This is a genomic window from Allobosea sp. UNC402CLCol (assembly GCF_000745475.1).
GTDB lineage: Bacteria > Pseudomonadota > Alphaproteobacteria > Rhizobiales > Beijerinckiaceae > Allobosea > Allobosea spartocytisi.
In genome coordinates this window covers 623,743-642,703 of record NZ_JQJJ01000008.1, presented here as the reverse complement: position 1 = coordinate 642,703, position 18,961 = coordinate 623,743, and the positions used below count along the sequence as shown (strand labels likewise).

The 18,961-nt window shown below is 67.2% G+C and carries 17 protein-coding genes; 9 read left to right on the top strand and 8 right to left on the bottom strand.

The genetic code is table 11. The features are described from left to right. Positions 1–4 precede the first annotated feature (4 nt). On the bottom strand, positions 5–1,312 hold the full coding sequence (locus GY40_RS05045) for a TRAP transporter large permease (protein ID WP_038359157.1): 1,308 nt from the start codon (positions 1,310–1,312) through the stop codon (positions 5–7). A 3-nt stretch (positions 1,313–1,315) separates the two neighbouring features. Then, positions 1,316–1,864 carry a TRAP transporter small permease gene (locus GY40_RS05040; RefSeq protein WP_038359155.1) on the bottom strand — a complete coding sequence of 183 codons (549 nt, stop codon included), beginning with the start codon at positions 1,862–1,864 and terminating at the stop codon, positions 1,316–1,318. Between the two features lie 223 nt (positions 1,865–2,087). Here GY40_RS05040 and GY40_RS05035 point away from each other — a divergent pair, with 223 nt between their 5' ends. Then, positions 2,088–5,684 (top strand): hydantoinase B/oxoprolinase family protein, encoded by a 3,597-nt coding sequence (locus GY40_RS05035; protein ID WP_038359152.1) that lies wholly within the window; start codon positions 2,088–2,090, stop codon positions 5,682–5,684. A 30-nt stretch (positions 5,685–5,714) separates the two neighbouring features. On the opposite strand, the gene GY40_RS05030 is transcribed toward GY40_RS05035, so the two are convergent. Beyond that, positions 5,715–6,509: a class I SAM-dependent methyltransferase gene (locus GY40_RS05030; RefSeq protein WP_038359150.1), complete on the bottom strand. Its 795-nt coding sequence runs from the start codon at positions 6,507–6,509 to the stop codon at positions 5,715–5,717. Between the two features lie 95 nt (positions 6,510–6,604). On the opposite strand from GY40_RS05030, the gene GY40_RS05025 reads away from it, so the two are divergent. Beyond that, the gene (locus GY40_RS05025) at positions 6,605–7,300 is read left to right on the top strand and encodes an SDR family oxidoreductase (RefSeq protein ID WP_038359148.1); all 696 of its coding nucleotides are present in this window, start codon (positions 6,605–6,607) and stop codon (positions 7,298–7,300) included. Positions 7,301–7,313: 13 nt separating this feature from the next. Here the strand turns inward: GY40_RS05025 and GY40_RS05020 are convergent, their stop codons facing one another. Further along, a complete protein-coding gene (locus GY40_RS05020) occupies positions 7,314–7,931 on the bottom strand; it encodes a LysE family translocator (RefSeq protein WP_038359145.1) in 618 nt (205 codons plus the stop codon). A 90-nt stretch (positions 7,932–8,021) separates the two neighbouring features. On the opposite strand from GY40_RS05020, the gene GY40_RS05015 reads away from it, so the two are divergent. Continuing rightward, the gene (locus GY40_RS05015) at positions 8,022–8,606 is read left to right on the top strand and encodes a GNAT family N-acetyltransferase (protein ID WP_038359142.1); all 585 of its coding nucleotides are present in this window, start codon (positions 8,022–8,024) and stop codon (positions 8,604–8,606) included. A gap of 21 nt (positions 8,607–8,627) precedes the next feature. Here the strand turns inward: GY40_RS05015 and GY40_RS05010 are convergent, their stop codons facing one another. Further along, positions 8,628–9,617: an alpha/beta hydrolase gene (locus GY40_RS05010; protein WP_038359139.1), complete on the bottom strand. Its 990-nt coding sequence runs from the start codon at positions 9,615–9,617 to the stop codon at positions 8,628–8,630. A 330-nt stretch (positions 9,618–9,947) separates the two neighbouring features. Between GY40_RS05010 and GY40_RS05005 the strand changes: the two genes are divergently transcribed. The 6 genes from GY40_RS05005 to GY40_RS04985 all read left to right on the top strand — a co-directional run bounded on the left by GY40_RS05005 (position 9,948) and on the right by GY40_RS04985 (position 17,570). Continuing rightward, entirely contained in the window at positions 9,948–11,594 is a 1,647-nt protein-coding gene (locus GY40_RS05005) for a methyl-accepting chemotaxis protein (RefSeq protein WP_038359136.1), read from the top strand. Between the two features lie 85 nt (positions 11,595–11,679). Further along, positions 11,680–12,771 (top strand): ATP-dependent DNA helicase, encoded by a 1,092-nt coding sequence (locus GY40_RS05000; RefSeq protein ID WP_038359135.1) that lies wholly within the window; start codon positions 11,680–11,682, stop codon positions 12,769–12,771. 148 nt (positions 12,772–12,919) lie between these two features. Next, complete coding sequence (locus GY40_RS26955; RefSeq protein ID WP_081925143.1) at positions 12,920–13,096, top strand: DUF3311 domain-containing protein; 177 nt, start codon at positions 12,920–12,922, stop codon at positions 13,094–13,096. Then, on the top strand, positions 13,093–14,604 hold the full coding sequence (locus GY40_RS04995; RefSeq protein WP_038359132.1) for a monocarboxylate uptake permease MctP: 1,512 nt from the start codon (positions 13,093–13,095) through the stop codon (positions 14,602–14,604). The genes GY40_RS26955 and GY40_RS04995 overlap by 4 nt, the downstream gene beginning before the upstream one ends. 189 nt (positions 14,605–14,793) lie before the next feature. Continuing rightward, positions 14,794–16,317: a DUF1800 domain-containing protein gene (locus GY40_RS04990; RefSeq protein WP_038359129.1), complete on the top strand. Its 1,524-nt coding sequence runs from the start codon at positions 14,794–14,796 to the stop codon at positions 16,315–16,317. A 5-nt stretch (positions 16,318–16,322) separates the two neighbouring features. Further along, entirely contained in the window at positions 16,323–17,570 is a 1,248-nt protein-coding gene (locus tag GY40_RS04985; protein ID WP_038359127.1) for a DUF1501 domain-containing protein, read from the top strand. A 46-nt stretch (positions 17,571–17,616) separates the two neighbouring features. On the opposite strand, the gene leuD is transcribed toward GY40_RS04985, so the two are convergent. From leuD to GY40_RS04970, 3 genes are read right to left on the bottom strand one after another with little or no spacing between them, the layout of a single operon-like run. Further along, positions 17,617–18,219: a 3-isopropylmalate dehydratase small subunit gene (gene leuD / locus GY40_RS04980; protein WP_038359125.1), complete on the bottom strand. Its 603-nt coding sequence runs from the start codon at positions 18,217–18,219 to the stop codon at positions 17,617–17,619. Positions 18,220–18,254: 35 nt separating this feature from the next. After that, entirely contained in the window at positions 18,255–18,677 is a 423-nt protein-coding gene (locus GY40_RS04975; protein ID WP_248311090.1) for a metallopeptidase family protein, read from the bottom strand. A gap of 17 nt (positions 18,678–18,694) precedes the next feature. Beyond that, on the bottom strand, positions 18,695–18,940 hold the full coding sequence (locus GY40_RS04970) for a hypothetical protein (RefSeq protein WP_038359123.1): 246 nt from the start codon (positions 18,938–18,940) through the stop codon (positions 18,695–18,697). Between the last annotated feature and the right edge of the window lie 21 nt (positions 18,941–18,961).

Below are 18,961 nucleotides of genomic sequence, written 5' to 3'. Positions count from 1 at the left end.
ACGCTCACCGATCCGGGAAAGCGAGGTTCGGCAGGTAGAGCACGATGTCCGGGAAGGTGGTGATGATGATGACGGCGACGTTCAGCAGAAGGAAGAACGGAAAGGCCGCCTTCGCAATCGTCATCGTGTCCTTGCCGCTCATGTTCTGCAGCACGAACAGATTGAAGCCGACCGGCGGGGTGATCTGCGCCATCTCGACATGGATGACGAGGTAGACACCGAACCAGACGAGGTCGAAGCCGGCTTCCTTCACCATCGGCAGCACGATCACCGCCGTCAGCACGATCATCGAGATGCCGTCGATGAGGCAGCCCAGGATGATGTACATGCAGGTCAGCGCCAGCACGAGCATGTGCGGGGAAAGCGACTGGCCCTTGACCCAGTCTGCGAGCGCCGCCGGGATGCCGGTATAGGCCATCGCCGCCGTGCAGAACGCCGCGCCGGCCAGGATCAGCATGATCATGCAGGTCAGGCGCGTCGCGCTCATCACGCTTTCGAAGAAGGTCGACCAGGTCAGCGTGCCGCTCCACCAGGCGAGGAACAGCGCGCCCGTCACACCCCAGGCGGCGCATTCCGTCGCCGTCGCGAAGCCGAGGACCAGCGACAGGAAGACGGCGGCGATGAGCAGCAGGCAGGGCGCGAGCTTGGCCGATTGCCGGATCTTCGCCATGAACGCCATCGGCGGGTCGCGCGGGGGTATCTTCTTCGGGTTCAGCAGCGACCAGATGATGACGTAGCCCATATAGAGCGCCATCACGAGCAGGCCGGGCAGGAAGCCGCCGAGGAAGACCTGCAGCACGGAGACGTTGGCCGTGACGGCATAGACCACCATCGGGATGGATGGCGGAATGAGCAGGCCGAGCGTGCCGGAGCCCGCCAGCGTGCCGATGCTGATGCCCTCGTCATAGCCGCGCTTCTTCAGCTCCGGCAGGGCGATCTTGCCGATCGTGGCACAGGTCGCCGCCGAGGAGCCGGAGACGGCGGCGAAGATGCCGCAGCCGACGATATTGGTGTGCACGAGGCGGCCCGGCAGCCATTGCAGCCAGGGCGACAAGCCCTGGAACATCTGGGCGGAGAGGCGTGTCCGGAACAGGATCTCGCCCATCCAGATGAACAAGGGCAGCGCCGCCAGCGTCCAGGAGGCCGAGGCGCTCCAGACCGTGGTGGCCATCACCTGTCCGATCGGGACGTCGGTGACGAGGATCATGGCGAGCAGGCCGACAAGGCCGAGACCGACCGCGATCCAGACACCGCTGGCGAGGATGACGACGAGGAAGCCGAGCAGCACGATGGAGAGGATGGGAAGGCTCATCGCTCAGACGCCCCCGCCCTGCGCGACACGCTCGATCAGCTCTTCCGTCGTCTTCGGCGGCTCGGGCTCGTAGGTCGGCTTGCCGCCGCGCGCCACGGTGACCCATTCCTCGGCGATGGCGATCAGCAGGATCGCGAGTCCGAGGACCATGCCGCTCTGCGGGATCCAGAGCGGCACGGAAACCACGCCGGTGGACATGTCGAAGAACTGCCAGGAATCATAGGCGAGCTTGCCGGCCTGCCAGGTGAAATAGGCGATGAAGGCGGCCGCGATCGTCAGCGAAACCAGCTCCGCGATCCGACGTGGCCGGCCGTGCAGGCGCTCGAGCAACAGCCCGACGCGGATCATCTCGCCCTTCCTGAAAGTGTGGGCGAGGCCGAGGAAGGCCATCGCGACCAGGGACCAGGCGGTGAAGTCGTCGCCCGAAGGGACGTTGAGATTGACCTCTCGGCCGAGCGACAAGAGCATCATCAGCACGAAGATGCCGACGAGGAACAATCCCGCGAGATAGCCGGCGGCGAGGTAGAGGAGGTCGAGCGTTCGGCGGGTCATCGCGGCGCCGCTCCCCGCAAGGCGGGGCACACGCCCCTGATTGTCAGGACCGTTCGCATCGTCGCATCCTCCACCTTTCGCTGGAGAGGCCCCTCAGCCTTCTTCCAGCCACAATTGGGATCGTAGCCGGCGAAATCGGCTTGTCAACACAACATCGACGATTTATCGATGAAATGTCGGCGTTGATCACCCGCCGGCAAGAGGCGCGGGGGAGAGCTTTCCGATGACGGCACGCTGGGACTTCTGGATCGATCGCGGCGGCACCTTCACCGACGTGATCGGGCGCGATCCTGCTGGCAATCTCCATGCCAGGAAGCTGCTCTCGGAGAATCCCGGCGCCTATCGCGATGCTGCGGTGCAGGGCATCCGTGACCTGCTCGGCCTGAAGGCCGGCGAGCCCATCCCGGCCGGAGCCGTCGGCGAGGTGCGCATGGGCACCACCGTTGCCACCAACGCGCTGCTGGAGCGCAAGGGCGACCGCACGCTGCTGGTCACCACCAAGGGCTTTCGCGACGCGCTGCGCATCGGCTACCAGGCCCGGCCCGACATCTTCGCCAAGCAGATCGTCAAGCCCGAGCAGCTTTATGAAGACGTGCTGGAGGTCGAGGAACGCGTGCTCGCCGACGGCACGGTCGAGCGTGTGCTCGACGAGGCGGCGGTCCGCGCGGCCTTGCAGGCGCAGTTCGATGCGGGCTTCCGCGCCGTCGCCATCGTGTTCATGCATGGCTACCGCTACAGCGCGCATGAGCAGGCAGCGGCTCGCATCGCCCGCGCAATCGGCTTCCCGCAGGTTTCCGTCAGCCACGAGGTCTCGCCGCTGATCAAGCTGGTCGGGCGCGGCGACACCGCCGTGGTCGACGCCTATCTCTCGCCGATCCTCGGCCGTTATGTGCAGCAGGTGTCGGAGGAGCTCGACGTCGCCCGCACCGGCGCGCGCCTGATGTTCATGATGTCTTCGGGCGGATTGACCGCGGCCGAGCTGTTCCAGGGCAAGGACGCGATCCTCTCCGGCCCGGCCGGCGGCGTCGTCGGGCTTGCCGAAACCGGTCGCTCGGCCGGGTTCGACAGGGTGATCGGCTTCGACATGGGCGGCACCTCGACCGACGTTGCCCATTTCGACGGCGAATATGAGCGCGCCTTCGAGACTGAGGTCGCCGGCGTGCGCATGCGCGCGCCGATGATGCTGATCCATACGGTTGCGGCCGGTGGCGGCTCGATCCTGCATTATGACGGCGCGCGCTTCCGCGTCGGTCCGGATTCGGCGGGTGCCAATCCCGGTCCGGCCGCCTATCGCCGTGGCGGGCCGCTCGCGGTGACCGACGCGAACGTCATGGTCGGCAAGCTGATCCCATCCTATTTCCCGGCGATCTTCGGGCCGAAGCAGAACGAACCGCTCGATGTCGCGATCGTCCGCAACAAGTTCGCGGTGCTGGCTGCGGAAGTCGGCGATGGCCGCTCGGCCGAGGAGGTCGCGGACGGTTTCATCCAGATCGCGGTCGCCAACATGGCCGAGGCGATCAAGAAGATCTCCGTCCAACGTGGCTATGACATCACCCGCTATGCGCTGAACTCCTTCGGCGGCGCCGGCGGCCAGCATGCCTGCCTCGTGGCAGACGCGCTCGGCATCAAGACGGTGCTGTTGCATCCGTTCTCCGGTCTGCTTTCGGCCTATGGCATGGGGCTCGCCGAGATCCGCTCGACGCGGACGGCCGCGCTCGATGTTGCGCTCGACGGCGAGGCCAAGGCCGCCATCGACGCCGTGGCGGAGAAGCTCGCGGCCGAGACCCGCTCGGAAGTCGCCGGCCAGGGCGTGGCGGAGGGCGATATCGCGATCCATACCCGTGCCCATATCCGCTATGCCGGCACCGACACGGCCATTGCAGTCCCCGCCGGCACGCACGCTGTGATGCAGGAGGCCTTCCAGACCGCGCACAAGGCGCGCTTCGGCTTCATGGACGAGACCAAGGCGCTGGTCGTCGAGGCGGTCGAGGTCGAGGCCGTCGGCGGCGGTGCGAAGTTCGAGGAAGCCTCGGCCGGCGAACAATCGGGCGAGCCGGCGGTGGCCGAGCGCACGCGCTTCTTCGCCAAGGGCGCATGGCACGAGGCGGCGATCGTCCGCCGGGAGGCGATGAAGCCCGGCCAGAGCGTCGCCGGCCCGGCGATCATCATCGAGCCGAACCAGACCGTCGTCGTCGAGGAGGGCTGGAGCGCCAAGCTCACCGCCAAGGACCATCTCGTCCTCGTTCGCGTCAAGGCGCTGGTCCAGCAGGCGGCGATCGGCACCAAGGCCGATCCGGTGATGCTCGAGATCTTCAACAACCTGTTCATGTCGATCGCCGAGCAGATGGGCGTGACGCTGCAGAACACCGCCTATTCCGTGAACATCAAGGAGCGGCTCGACTTCTCCTGCGCGGTCTTCGACCAGACCGGCGCGCTCGTCGCCAACGCGCCGCATATGCCGGTGCATCTGGGTTCGATGGACCGCTCGGTCGAGACCGTGATCGCCAACAACCCGGTGATCAAGCCGGGCGATGTCTACTGCTTGAACGCACCCTATAATGGCGGCACGCATCTGCCGGATATCACGGTCTGCACGCCGGTCTTCGACGCGCAGGACAAGAACATCCTGTTCTGGGTGGCGAGCCGTGGCCACCATGCCGATGTCGGCGGCACGGCGCCGGGCTCGATGTCGCCGCTGGCGACCAATATCGAGGAAGAGGGCGTCTATATCGACAACTTCAAGATCGTCGATCAGGGCCGCTTCTGCGAGGAAGACCTCGTCAAGCTCCTGACCGGCGCGCGCTATCCCGTCCGCAACGTCGTGCAGAACGTCAACGATCTGAAGGCGCAGATCGCCGCCAATGAGAAGGGCGTGGCCGAGCTGAAGAAGATGATCGGCTCCTTCGGCCTCGATGTCGTGCAAGCCTATATGGGCCATGTCCAGGACAACGCGGCCGAGAGCGTGGCGCGGCTTCTCACCAAGCTGCATGATTCCGAGTTCACCTATCCGATGGACCAGGGCTGCGCGATCAAGGTGAAGATCACCATCGACCGTGAGAAGCGCGAGGCGACGGTCGATTTCACCGGCACCTCCGAGCAGCGGCCGGACAATTTCAACGCCCCGGCGCCGGTGACGCGGGCCGCCGTGCTCTATGTCTTCCGCGTCATGGTCGATGACGCGATCCCGATGAATGCGGGCTGCCTCCGGCCGATCAAGATCGTCGTGCCGGAAGGCTCCATGCTGGCGCCGCGCTATCCGGCTGCGGTGGTGGCGGGCAATGTCGAGGTCTCGCAGGCGGTGACGAACACGCTGTTCGGCGCGCTCGAAGCCATGTCGGCCTCGCAGGGCACGATGAACAACCTGACTTTCGGCAACGATCAGTATCAATATTACGAGACGATCTGCTCGGGTTCGCCGGCCGGTCCCGGCTTCAACGGCACCTCCGGCGTGCACGTCCACATGACGAATTCGCGCCTGACCGATCCGGAGATCCTCGAGACGCGCTTCCCGGTCGTGCTGGAGGATTTCCACATCCGCCTCGGCTCCGGCGGCAAGGGCGAATGGACGGCGGGCGACGGCACCAGCCGCACCATCCGCTTCCTCAAGACGATGGACTGCGCCATCCTCGCCTCGCATCGCAAGGTCCGCCCCTTCGGCGTGAAGGGTGGCGAGCCCGGCGAGCTCGGCAGGACGCTGGTGCGCCGGCTCTCGGGCGCGATCGAGGAGCTGAAGCCCTCCGACCAGACGCTGCTCCAGGCCGGCGAGGCGGTCACGGTGATCACGCCGACGGCCGGCGGATACGGCAAGGCGAAGGGCTGAAGCTGTGACAACCTTGGGACGTCGGGCGCCTCAGTGCCGCGCCGGCGCCCGGCCCTTCACGGCGTTGGCCCGCGCGACATAGGACGCGCCGCCATCGCCTGCGATGGTGATGCGCGCGCGGACCTTGTCCTTGAGCAGAGCCACCGTCTGCGCGGGCAGGGCGGCAATGGCCGGCGCGACGGTCGAGCCGAGCGTGCTCGCATGCCAGAACGCGTCGAAATCGGCGAAATGGCGGCGCACGCTGATCTCGCGCGTCTCGACACCGCTGAGCCCGGCCTGTGTCCAGAGTTCGGCCAGGCTTTCGATCCGTGAGACGTCGGCGCTCGGCGGGCGCGGCGGCGTCATCCCGAGCGCCTTGAGTTCTGTCAGCACGGGGTCGAGCGGAAAGCCACCGCCCGGCATGTCCCAGGCATAGGCTGCGACGAGGCCGCCGGGCCGCGTGACGCGCACCATCTCCGCCACGCCCTTGGCCGGATCGGGCACGAAGAAGATCACCAGGGCCATGATCGCCGCATCGAAGCTCCTGTCCGGGTAGGGCAGGTCCATGGCGTCGCCCAGCGTGAATTCGGCGAGGCTGGCGACGGGGCGCTTGCGGGCATAGTCCAGTTGCCCCGGCGACGGATCGATGCCGCTCAAGGCTGCCGGTGCGCAGCGATCGAAGAGCAATTGCGTGGAGGCGCCGTTTCCGCAGCCGATATCGGCCCAGCGCAGACCTTCGGGCGCGGCGAGCCAGTCAAGGAAGACATCCCCGGCAAGGCGGCTCCACTTGCCCATCATCTCTTCATAGGCGGCGCCGTCGTTGAAGCGGATCTGCTGCTCGGTCATGGCGACGGCCTTTTCCAGCGGTTCGGGATGGGACGATCGATCTGGAAATAGGAGCGGCAAAGCCATACCTCCAGTCCACCTTTCGGAGAACGCACATGCCACAGACCTGGATGATCACCGGTGCCAATCGCGGCATCGGGCTTGCCATCACGACCCAGCTCCTGCTCCGGGGCGACCATGTCATTGCCGCGGCGCGCGATCCGCAGGCGAAGGCGCTGGCGGAACTCGCCTCCGCGCATGCGGGCCAACTCACGCCGCTGGCGCTCGATGTGACGTCCGATGCCAGCGTGGCCGCAGCCAAGCATGCGCTCGCCGGCCGGGCGATCGATGTGCTGCTCAACAATGCCGGCCTCTACGGGCCGCGCGACCGGCAGAGCGGCCTCGATGTCGATTTCGATGCCTGGCGCGAGGTTTTCGAGGTCAATGTCTATGCGCCGGTCAGGGTGGCGCAGGCCTTCCTGCCGAATCTCGAGGCCGGGCAGGGGCGCAAGATCGCGACGATATCGAGCCGCATGGGGTCGATCGCCGCCAACCCCGGCAATGCATTGATCTATCGTTCGTCCAAGGCCGCGGTGAACATGGCGATGGTGGTGTTCGGCAACACCGTGCGCGAACGCAATGTCAGCGTGCTGCTGTTCCATCCCGGCTGGGTCCAGACCGATATGGGCGGCGGCGGCGCCGACATCACGCCGGCCGAAAGCGCCGCCGGCCTGATCCGCACCATCGACGCCTCCGGCATGGCGGAGACCAACAGCTTCCGCGACTACACGGGCGAAACAATCGCCTGGTGAGGTCGTCTGCCGCTCAGTTCGCCCGCGTCGAGGCGAGCCAGAGGCCGCCGCCGATCAGCAGGCTGCCGCTGAACTTCGACATCAGCCGGACGCGCCTTTGCGAGAGCAGATGGCCGGCGCGGCCGGAGAGCAGGGCGTAGGTGCCGTCGCTCAGTGCCGCAAAAGCCAGCGCGGTGGCGCCCATGATGGCGATCTGGGTGGCATGGTCGCGCGTGGGGTCGAGGAATTGCGGAAAGAAGGCGCCGAAGAACAGCAGCGTCTTCGGGTTGCTCAGGGCGACGAGCGCACCTTGCAGGAAGAAGCCGCCACGGGGCGGCTTCGCCGGGACTGTCCCTTCCATGTCGGCGCCGGCCGAGCGGAACATCTTCCATCCCAGCCAGATCAGATAGGCGGCGCCGGCCAGACGCAGCCATTCGAACCAATGGCCCAGCGCCGCGGCGACCGAGCTCAGTCCGATGCCGGCGACCACGACCATGATCGCGAGCCCGGCCTGCGTTCCTGCCACATTGAGGAGGCCGGCGCGGGTACCGTGCTTCAGGCTGTTGGCGATGATCAGCGTGACCGTGGGACCGGGAACGATGATGATGACGATGCAGGCGAGGAGATAGGCGGCATAGACTTCGAGCGACATGGCGCGGGCCTCCGATTTTGTCGCTAGTGATCTGCCGATATCGAGTTTCTGTCCAGTCACGCCGTATCGTTGCCGAGCGGGAGTTTTGCGATGAGCCAGGCCAGTTTTGCCGTCTTGCCGCTGACGCCGGAGCGCTGGAGCGATCTGGAGGATCTCTTCGGGCCGCAGGGGCCTTGCTACGGCTGCTGGTGCAATCATTTCCGCATGCCGCAGCGCTTGCGCGTGCCGCTGCTCGGGGAAGGCGCGCGCCGGCTGTTCGAGGAACGGGTGAAGCAAGGTCCACCGCCGGGTGTGCTGGCTTACGCCGGGGACAAGGCCGTCGGCTGGCTTCAGATCGGGCCGAGGGCGCATATCCCCGAATGGAACAATCCGCGGCGCGCCTCGACGCCACTGCCGGACGCGCCGGCGGAGGATGAGCGGAACTGGGCCGCCTCGTGCTTCTTCGTCCGCAAGGGATTTCGCGGCAAGGGCGTCACGGGTGCGCTGCTCGACGGCGCGATCGATTTCGCGCGGGCGAGCGGCGCGCGCTTGATTGAAGCCGCCGCAATGGAGAACCAGGACAAGCGCAGCCCGGAAGGGCTCTATGTCGGGCCGGAAAGCGTTTTCCGCCGCGCGGGTTTCGTCGAGGTGGCGCGGCAGAAGCCGGGACGGCCCTTGCTCAGGCTGATGATCTGAGCGCGGCCGGCCGGTCGGATCTCAAGGCCCGAGACCCTGAAGGAAGGCCGTCAGCCGGTCGAGCGCCTGCCGGCCCTCCGGACGGTCGAGGTCGAACTGGTATTCATGCGGCAGTTTCGGCTCGGTTTCGGCCGGGAAGAACAGCGTGTCGACCTTGACGCCACGGTCGCGCAACGCCTGGGCCATCATCACCGATTGCGGCGCCAGCGGGTCGCCATTACCGGCCGAGATGAAGCTCGGCGGAAAGGCCTCGGTGACATAGCGCGGAACCGCCGCCTCGGTGATGCGATCGCTGTCGAGCGGGTCCGACGTTCCGAAATAGGCGAAGAGAATCGAGCGCAGGAAACTGCCGAAAGGGCCGGCGAAGTCGAGGGCGGTGGGGTCGAAGACGCCACAGAACAGGACGACGCCCTTGAGGAGGGAGGGCTCGACCGCGGGCCGGAGGCCAAGCGTCGCGGCGTAGTCCTTCCCGGTCAGGCCGGCCGCGAGCTGGGCCGCGATATGGGCGCCGGCCGAATCGCCTGCGAGCACCATGGTGCTCGCATCGATGCCCAGCCGGGCGGCTTCGCGCTGCAGGAAGCCGAGGGCCTTGTTCGCCTGCAGCACCGGCGTGGGATAGCGCGCCGCCGGCGCGAGGCTGTAGCCGATGGCTACGGTCGGGTAGCCCTTGCCGGCGACGATCCTGAGATAAGGAGCCACGTCCTGCCGGTCCCCGCCGACGAAGCCGCCGCCATGGATCCAGACCAGGACGGGGCGTCCCGGCCGTGCCCCCTCGGGCGGCAGATAGATGTCGAGCCGCTCGTCGGCGGCGTCTCCATAGGCGATGTCGCGCTGTTCCCGGATCCCGGCCGGGACATGCTTCGCGAGAGCCGCGCCGGTCTTCGAGGCGCCATAGGCAAAGCCCGCGCGGGTCAGCAGCGCCGACGGCCAGGGCGAGAGCACGAAGGCCGCATAGGCGGCAAACGCGACACCGAGACAAAGCAGGAGAATTCGGATCGCGCGCGGCCTCATGGAACGGACGCTAGAGATTCGCCGGAATATTGACCAGAGCGCATGCCGGTCGGATCGCTGCGCGGTCGAACCGGATCAGGGGTTCTCCACCCCTATCCGGCGGCTCTGCCGGCCGCGAATGCCGGCGCCGAAGGAAGTCGCCCGCTCAGGGGGCGTCGACGCCGGATGCGATCTGTTCTCCGGCTAAATATTTGAATTATATATTTTTTCTTCCTGCTCCAATCCGCTTTTTCGATCTCCCGTTAACCCGTCATTCGTTCGCATCGGCGAAAGAGAGGGCGCACTACAGGTGGGATGATGAGACGGCGACCGGGACTGACGGCAAAGATCATGATGCTCTTTGCACTGCTGAGCATCGCGGCTGCGCTCGGCCTCGTCAGCGTGCTAGGTGGACTTGACGATGTCCGTCGCATCGACCGGGAGGCCTTTTCCGGCATCACGCTCGCCAGCAGCGCCTCGCTGCTCGCCAGCCGGGTTGCGAACGCCTCTCTGCTCGGCCGCCTCGATGCCGACGCCTCGGCTGCCGAAATCGCGGCGTCGCTGGAGAAGCTCGATGCCGCCATCGAACTCGTCGATGCCGCGCGCGCGCATTTCATCTCGGCGTTGCCGAAGGCCATGATCGAGGCGAATCCGACGCTCGACGCGCGCATCAACACTTTCATCGCCTTCCAGCGCGGTATCGTCGATATCGGCCAGCGCGTTTCCGCCAAGGCGGCGGTGCTGGAGGCCGGCGCGGAGGAGGCGCGCCTCAATGTCAGCCAGATCATCGCCACGACCTCGGCGATGCGCGACGCCCTGGCGGCGACGGCAAGCGAAGCCGGAATCCGCGCCGGCGAGCGGGCGGAGCTGGTGCGATTGCGCACCATCGTCATGGCGCTCCTGCTGCCCTTGGCGGGCGGGCTCGCCGCGCTCCTGCTACTCAGCCGCCATCTGACGCGCCCCTTGCGTGAGCTGATGATCTCGATCCGCGAGACGACGAGTTCCGACAGGGTCATCGCCGTACCGCATTGCGGCCGCTCCGACGAAATCGGAGAGCTCGCCCGCACGGTCCAGCAGCTCAGCGAGGTCCGTGCGACCCTGGTGACGCGAGAGACGGAAGCCGGACAGGCCCGCCAGCACCAGCAGCTCCGCAGCCGGGAGCTGGCGCGCATCGCCGACGAGTTCGAGGCGCAGCTCGGCCTGCTGCTCGGCGAGATCGGACGGGCGAGCGAGACGCTGCGCACGACGCTTCAGGATGCCGCCGTGCGGGTCAACCAGGTTTCCAGGAGCTCGGAGATCGCGGCGGCGTCCGTGACCGGCGCCGGCGAGGAAGCGAACCGCACGACGGAAGCCGCCCTGCGGATGGAGTTCGTCATCGGGCAGATCAACGACGAGGTCAGGCGGGTCTCGATGATGGCGAGCGCGGCGAGCCAGGAGGCGAGCGGCACGCAGAAGCTGGTCGCCGAGCTCGCCGAGAAGGCCACGCAGATCCGGGACGTCGTCGGCATCATCGAGGCCGTGGCGCGCCAGACCAACCTGCTCGCGCTCAACGCCACGATCGAGGCCGCGCGCGCCGGCGCGCATGGCCGCGGCTTCGCGGTGGTCGCCTCCGAGGTCAAGGCGCTTGCCGGCCAGACTGCCGAAGCGGCATCCCGCATTGTCGGCCGGATCGCACAGGTCGACGCGGCTCTGTCCCATGCCGCCGGCGCGGTCTCGACCATCGGCAACAGCATCGGCACGGTCGAGCAGACCGGGACCGAGATCGCGACCATGGTCGACTCCCATGCCGAATTGCTCGGCTCGCTCGGCGAGACGGTGGCGCGGATCTCCAGCGTCACCGGCACGGCCGCGATGGCGATGGCGGAGATCGCCGCCGCCAATATGCAAACCGTCAATCAGGCCGATATGGGAGCGCTGAGCGCGCGCAATCTCGACGAGCGCATCACCGCCCTGCAAATGGAGGCCAGCGCCTTCGTCCGGCGCCTGCGCGCCGCCTGAGCCCGGGAACCGACGCCGCCGGGCTTGCCTTCGCGGCGCGACTCGGCCCCTTCTGCGGCATGTCCGTCATGATCGTTTTCAACCGATGAGCTGGTCGCTCCAGCAGGATGCCGCATTGTCGGCGGTGGCGCGCTGGCTGCAGGCCGGTGATCCGCAGGTGTTCCGCCTGTTCGGCTATGCCGGCACGGGCAAGACGACGCTCGCGCGCCACATCGCCGAGGCGGTGGACGGAGACGTCGTCTTCGCCGCCTATACCGGCAAGGCCGCGCTGGTGCTGCGCAACAAGGGGTGCGCCGAGGCGCAGACCATCCATTCGCTGATCTACCGCTCGCGCGGCGTCGACGAGGAGAGCCCGATCTTCGCGCTCAACCGCGACAGCCAGGCCGCCAAGGCCAAGCTCATCGTCATCGACGAATGCTCGATGGTGGACGAGGAGCTGGGCAAGGACCTGCTCTCCTTCGGCACGCCGGTGCTGGTGCTGGGCGATCCGGCGCAGCTGCCGCCGGTGAAGGGCGGGGGCTTCTTCACCGAGCAGGAGCCGGACGTGATGCTGACGGAGGTCCATCGCCAGGCGGCGGACAATCCGATCGTGCGGATGTCGATGATCGTGCGCGAGGGCGGCCGGCTCGACTATGGCGATTATGGTCCCAGCCGCGTCATCCGGCGCGACGAGGTCAATCCCGAGGTCGTCATGGGGGCCGACCAGGTTCTCGTCGGGATGAACAAGACGCGCCGCAACTACAATGCCCGCATCCGCCAGCTCATGGGCCGCACCGAGACCAATCCGGTGGCGGGCGAGAAGCTGGTCTGCCTGCGCAACGACAAGAGCAAGGGCTTGCTCAATGGCGGCTCCTGGATCGTGCAGGAGATCAAGACCTCGAAGAAGGGGCTCGTCACCATGCGCGTGACGCCCGAGGACGATACCGCGGCCAAGGCCGTGAAGGTCTCGGTGCTGCCGAACTTCTTCGACGGTACCGAGGAGGAGATCCCCTGGGAGCTGCGCAAGCACACCGACGAATTCACCTTCGGCTACGCGCTGACGGTGCATAAGTCGCAGGGCTCGCAATGGGACGATGTCGTGCTCTTCGACGAGAGCTTCGCCTTCCGCGAGCACCGGGCGCGCTGGCTCTATACGGGGCTGACGCGTGCGGCCGAGACGATCACTGTAGTGATGTAGGACGCGGCGTTGCGCTACGGCGCGGGGCCGATTTGGTGTTTTCCGTCAAAAGGATGAGAGCCGGGCCCAGCCTGCCCATTTTTGCTGTTGAAGATGATCGCGGACAGGCAGATGCTGCGGATGCGGCCTGAATCTGGGGACCTCCCCCATGAAATATCTACTTCTCCTCATCCCCTGCATCGCCTGCCTCTGGGTGCCGCTCTATAACGGCATCGAGCCGAGACTGGCCGGCATTCCGCTGTTCTACTGGTTCCTGATGCTGATGATCCCGGTCTCGTCGGTGTTCATCTGGCTCGCTTCCAAGGTGGAAGGCAGCGACTCATGATCGACCATCTCAACTGGCCGGCGACGGCCGTCTTCGTCTTCTTCTTCGCGCTTGTCACGGTGATGGGCTTCGTCGCCTCGCGCTGGAAGTCCGGCAATCTCGAGGAGTTGCACGAATGGGGGCTGGGCGGGCGGCGCTTCGGCGCCTGGATCACCTGGTTCCTGCTCGGCGGCGATCTCTACACCGCCTATACGGTCATCGCGGTGCCGGCGGTCGTGTATGCCATCGGCGCCTATGGCTTTTTCGCGGTGCCCTACACGATCCTGATCTATCCCTTCATCTTCCTGACGATGCCGCGGCTTTGGAACGTCGCGCATAAGAAGGGCTACATCACCGGTTCCGACTTCATCTACGGTCGTTACGGCAACAAGGGCCTCGAGCTCGCGGTCGCCTTCACCGGCATCCTCGCGACCATGCCCTATATCGCGTTACAGCTCGTCGGCATGGAGAAGGTGATCCAGGCGCTCGGCTTCCAGGGCGAGGGCATGATGTCCCATCTGCCGCTGACGATCGCCTTCGTCATCCTGGCGCTCTACACCTACAAGAGCGGGCTGCGCGCGCCTGCCATGATCGCCTTCGTCAAGGACATCATGATCTACGTCTTCGTCATCGCGGCGGTGGTGATCGTGCCGGCCAAGCTCGGCGGCTACGGCGCCGTCTTCGATGCGGCTGCGAAGGCCTATGAGGGCAAGCCGAACCAGGGGCTCATCCTCTCGCCCGCCCAGATCGCGCCGTTCATCACATTGGCGATCGGCTCGGCGATGGCGCTGTTCATGTATCCGCATTCGATGACCGGCGTGCTCTCGGCCTCGGGGCCGAAGGCCCTCCGACGCAACGCGATCGCGCTGCCGGCCTATTCGCTGGTGCTGGCGCTGATTGCGCTGATGGGGTTCATGGCCCATGCCGCGGGCATCGAGGTCACCAATCCGCAGGATGCGGTGCCGCAGCTCTTCCTGAAGATGTTTCCGTCCTGGTTCGCCGGCTTCAGCTTCGCGGCCATCGCCATCGGCGCGCTGGTGCCGGCGGCGGTGATGTCGATCGGCGCGGCCAATACCTTCACCCGCAATATCTGGCGCCCCTTCGTCGAGCCGGAGATGTCGCCGGGCCGCGAGGCGTCGCTGGCCAAGCTGATGTCGCTGATCGTCAAGGTCGGTGCTCTGGCGGTGATCGTGTTCATGCCGACCAAGTTCGCGCTCGACCTGCAGTTGCTCGGCGGCGTCTGGATGATCCAGATCTTCCCGGCCATCGTCTTCGGCCTCTATACGAGCTGGTTCAGCGGCGAGGCGCTGCTGGCGGGCTGGGTCGTCGGCTTCGGGCTGGGCACCTACCTGTCCTGGGGCCCGACGGCCTGGGTGCCGACATCGCTCGTCCTCGGTTATGGCGCCTATAACGGCATCGTCGCCGTCGTGGCGAACACGGTCGTCGCCGCCGTGCTGTCGCTGGTGCTGCGCCGGGCGCGGGGCAAGATCATCACCGGTGACTTCGCGGACGCTCCCCGCTCGGCTTGAATGGTCGGCACGGGGCGCCACGGCTTGATCGGAGCGGGGCCTCGAGCGTTTTCCGGGCTCCAGCGATCGCTCGACCGGCGGCTGGCCGTCCTCGCATTGCCGAACATTGCCGATTTGTCATGAAACCCTTCGGTTTTTCGCCATAGTCGCCGCCGATGCTGATGCGCATGGTCAGCGGAGGCCGACGGCATGGCGGGACCGGACGATCTGAAGGCGGGGGCCGTCGCCCTCCAGCGTTTCGGCGTCGGAGCGAGGCCGGGGCAGGGCGAGGCGATACGCCGGGAGGCCCGCGACCGATTGCTGGCCGAGATCGCGGCCGGCCCCGTCCCGCAGCCGCAGGGCGTGGCCTTTTCGGGTGCGGCCGAGATCGGGCAGGCGCTCTACGCATTCGAAGATCAGGAAAGGATCGCCCGGGAGGCCAAGCGCGTCGCCGCGCAGCAGGCGCAGGCCGCATCGCCGGGAGCGCAATCTGCGGGCATGCAGGTTGCCGGAGCGGGGGCGATGTCCGGCCAGATGGAGGTTGCCCAGGCGCCGGCGGAGGTCAAATCATCCAGCCAGAACCAGGCCGCGCAGCCGGCCAAGCCGCCGCCCAACGAACCGGCACTGCCCTTCCGGACCTATCGCGACGAGGTGAAGTCGCGCGTCGATCTCGCGCTTGCGGCCGAGACGGGCTTCGGCGAGCGGCTCGTGATGTTCTGGTCGAACCATTTCTGCATCGGCGCCACCAAGAGCAATATCTGCCGGATCATGGCCGGCGCCTATGAGCGCGAGGCGATCCGCCCGCATGTCTTCGGCCGTTTCGAGGACATGCTGATCGCGGCCGAGAGCCACCCGGCGATGCTCGACTTCCTCGACAACCGCCAGTCGATCGGCCCCAACTCCCCGGCCGGGCGGCGGCAGCGGCGCGGGCTCAACGAGAACCTCGCCCGCGAGATCATGGAGCTGCATACGCTCGGCGTCTCCGGCGGCTACAACCAGGCTGACGTCACCAATCTCGCCCGGATCATCACCGGCTGGACGGTGGTGGGGCGCGAGGGCGTGCTCGGCTTTCCCGGCTCCTTCGCCTTCAATGCCGGGCTCCACGAACCGGGTGTCACGCCGCTGCTCGGCCGCTCCTACGACCAGCCGGGCCGGGCGCAGGGCGTCGCGGCGCTGACCGATCTGGCGCGCCATCCCTCGACCGCCCATTTCATCGCGACCAAGCTCGTGCGCCATTTCGTGGCCGACGATCCGCCGCCGAAGCTGGTCGACCTGCTGGCCGCGACCTTCCGCCAGAGCGGCGGCGACCTGCCCAGCGTCTATCGCGCGCTGATCGGCAGCGACGAGGCCTGGAAGGCGCCGGCGACCAAGGTGCGTTCGCCGCAGGAATTCCTGCTGGCCTCCTATCGCGCGACGGGGCTGCAGCCCAATCCCGGACAGATCCTCGGGCCGCTCGGCACGATGGGGCAGCCCTTCTGGCAGCCCTCCGGCCCGAACGGCTATGCCGACACCAACGCCGCCTGGGCCTCGGCCGAGGGCATCAAGACGCGCATCGACGTCGCTGCCGGCTGGGGTCGGCAGACGGCAAACGCGGTGCCGGATCCGCGCAGCCAGGCCGACGACATTCTCGGCCCGATCCTGTCGCCCGAGACGAAGCAGGCGGTGGCGCGCGCCGAAAGCAGGCCGCAGGCGATCGCACTGCTGCTGATGTCGCCCGAATTCCAGCGGAGGTGACGGTGATGGATCATCACGACGATGACGATTGCGAACGGATGACGCCGTCGCGCCGCGCCGTACTGGGTGCGGCGGGTGCGCTGTTCGCCTGGTCCTTCGTGCCGAAATTCGCCTATGCGGCAGCCGGCGCGCGCGATCCGCGCTTCCTCGTCGTGGTGCTGCGCGGCGCGCTCGACGGGCTCTCGGCCGTGCCGCCGATCGGCGATCCCGGCTATGCCGGCCTGCGCGAGGGCATCGCGCTCGCCAAGGACGGGCCGGACGCGGCGCTGCCGCTCGACGGCTTCTTCTATCTCCATCCTGCGATGCCGAACCTGGCGCGGCTGTACAAGTCAGGGCAGGCGGCGATCGTCCATGCGGCCGCGACCGGCTATCGCGAGCGCTCGCATTTCGACGGGCAGGACGTACTGGAAAGCGGCCAGCCCGGACCCGGCCATACGGCGACGGGCTGGCTCAACCGCCTTCTCGCCAGCCTGCCGGCCGGCGAGGGCATCGCGCGAAAGGGCGTGCTCGGTGTCGGCGTGGTGCCGCCGCTGGTGGTGCGCGGCGACGCGCCGGTGCTCGGCTGGGCGCCGCCGCGCATGGCGCGCGCCGGGAGCGACCTGACGATGCGGCTCGCCGATCTCTATGGCCAGCGCGATCCGCATCTGGCCGCGGCGTTGCAGCAGGCGATCGAGACGGAAGGCCTGGCGCAGCGGCGCGGCATGGACGGCAAGATGGGCGGTGGCGGGCCGGATTCGGTCGACGGCATGCGTCGCATCGCCGAGGGCGCGGCCGGACTCGTCGGCGCCGATGACGGGCCGCGCATCGCCGCGCTGGCCTTCGAAGGTTGGGACACGCATGCCAATGAGGGCGGGGCCAAGGGCCGGCTCGCGACGCTCCTCGGCGGGCTCGACGGAGCCTTTGCGACCTTCGAGCAGGGTCTTTCGCCGGTCTGGAAAGACACGGTGGTGATGGTGGTGACGGAGTTCGGCCGCACCGCGGCGGTGAACGGCACCACGGGCACCGATCACGGCACCGGCACGGTCGCTTTCCTCGTCGGCGGAGCGGTCAAGGGCGGGCGCATGATCGCCGACTGGCCGGGGCTGAAGCCCGAGCAGCTCTACCAGAACCGCGATCTCAAGGCGACGACCGACATCCGCGCCGTGGCCAAGGGCGTTGTCGCCGACCTGTTCGGGCTATCGGGGCCGGTGCTGGCGGAAAAGGTGTTTCCCGGCACGGGCGATTTGGGGCCGATGCGCGGGCTGGTGATTTAGGTTCTTCCCCTCTCCCGCGAGGGGAGAGGGGAGCGTTGCGAGCGCCTCAGGCCCAGGCGCGCTGCTTCAGCTTCTCTTCATAGGCGTCGATCTTCGGCGCCTTCTCCATGGTCAGGCCGATATCGTCGAGACCGTTCAGCAGGCAGTGCTTGCGGAAGGGGTCGATCTCGAACCTGATCTCGCCGCCGTCGGGGCCCTTGATCGTCTGGTTCTCGAGGTCGATCGTCAGCGTCGCGTTGGAGCCGCGCTCGGCATCGTCGAACAGGGCGTCGAGCTGCTCGGGCGTGACCTTGATCGGCAGGATGCCGTTCTTGAAGCAGTTATTGTAGAAGATGTCGGCGAAGCTGGTGGAGATCACGCAGCGGATGCCGAAGTCGAGCAGGGCCCAGGGCGCGTGCTCGCGCGAAGAGCCGCAGCCGAAATTGTCGCCGGCGACGAGGATTTCCGCCTTGCGGTAGGCCGGCTGGTTGAGCACGAAATCGGGGTTCTCCGAGCCGTCATCCTTGTAGCGCATCTCCGAGAACAGCGCGGTGCCGAGGCCGGTGCGCTTGATCGTCTTCAGATACTGCTTCGGGATGATCATATCGGTATCGACATTGACCACCTTCAGCGGGGCCGGCGTCGAGGTCAGGGTGGTGAAGGGCTGCATGGTGCGGTTCCTGTGCTTGTCCTGCGCGCCCGGCCTCAGCCGGCCGCCTGTTCGATGGCTTCCATGTCCTCGTCGGAGAAGCCGAAATGGTGGCCGATCTCATGGATCATCACATGGGTGACGATGGCGCCGAGGCTCTCGTCGTGCTCGGCCCAGTAGTCGAGGATCGGCCGGCGATAGAGGTGGATGGTGTTGGGCATCTGGCCGGTCTGGGGCCCGAAACCCTGTTGCGGCAGGCCGACGCCGGTGAAGAGGCCGAGCAGGTCGAAGGGGCTCTCCGCCTCCAGCTCCTTCAGCACGTCGTCCTCCGGGAATTCGGTGACGTTGAAGACGACGTCGGCACAGAGCGCGCGGAACTCCTCCGGCAGGCGGTCGAACGCGGCCTGGGCCAGGTCGTCGAACGCCTCCAGCGACGGGGCTTTCGCTCCGTCCCAGTCGATCCGCGCTGTCTTCGCCACGGCGGCATCCATCTCCGTCACCAGAACTTCAGTTGATGGCCGAGCCACCAGGCCAGCACGATCACGCCGAGGAGCGAGAGCGCACGGCCGATGCGCCGGCCCCAGAGCTCGATCCTGTCGCCCTCCGGCGCGTCGGTGCCGGAGAAATGATCGGCTGCCCTGCCCATCGAGGAACCGAGCAAGGTCTCGCTGTCGCGCTTCACGCGCTCCAGCGCGGCCTTGGCCTCGGCCTCGCGGGCGGCTTCGCGGGGATCGTTCGACATGGCGCTCTCCCCGCTGGACCG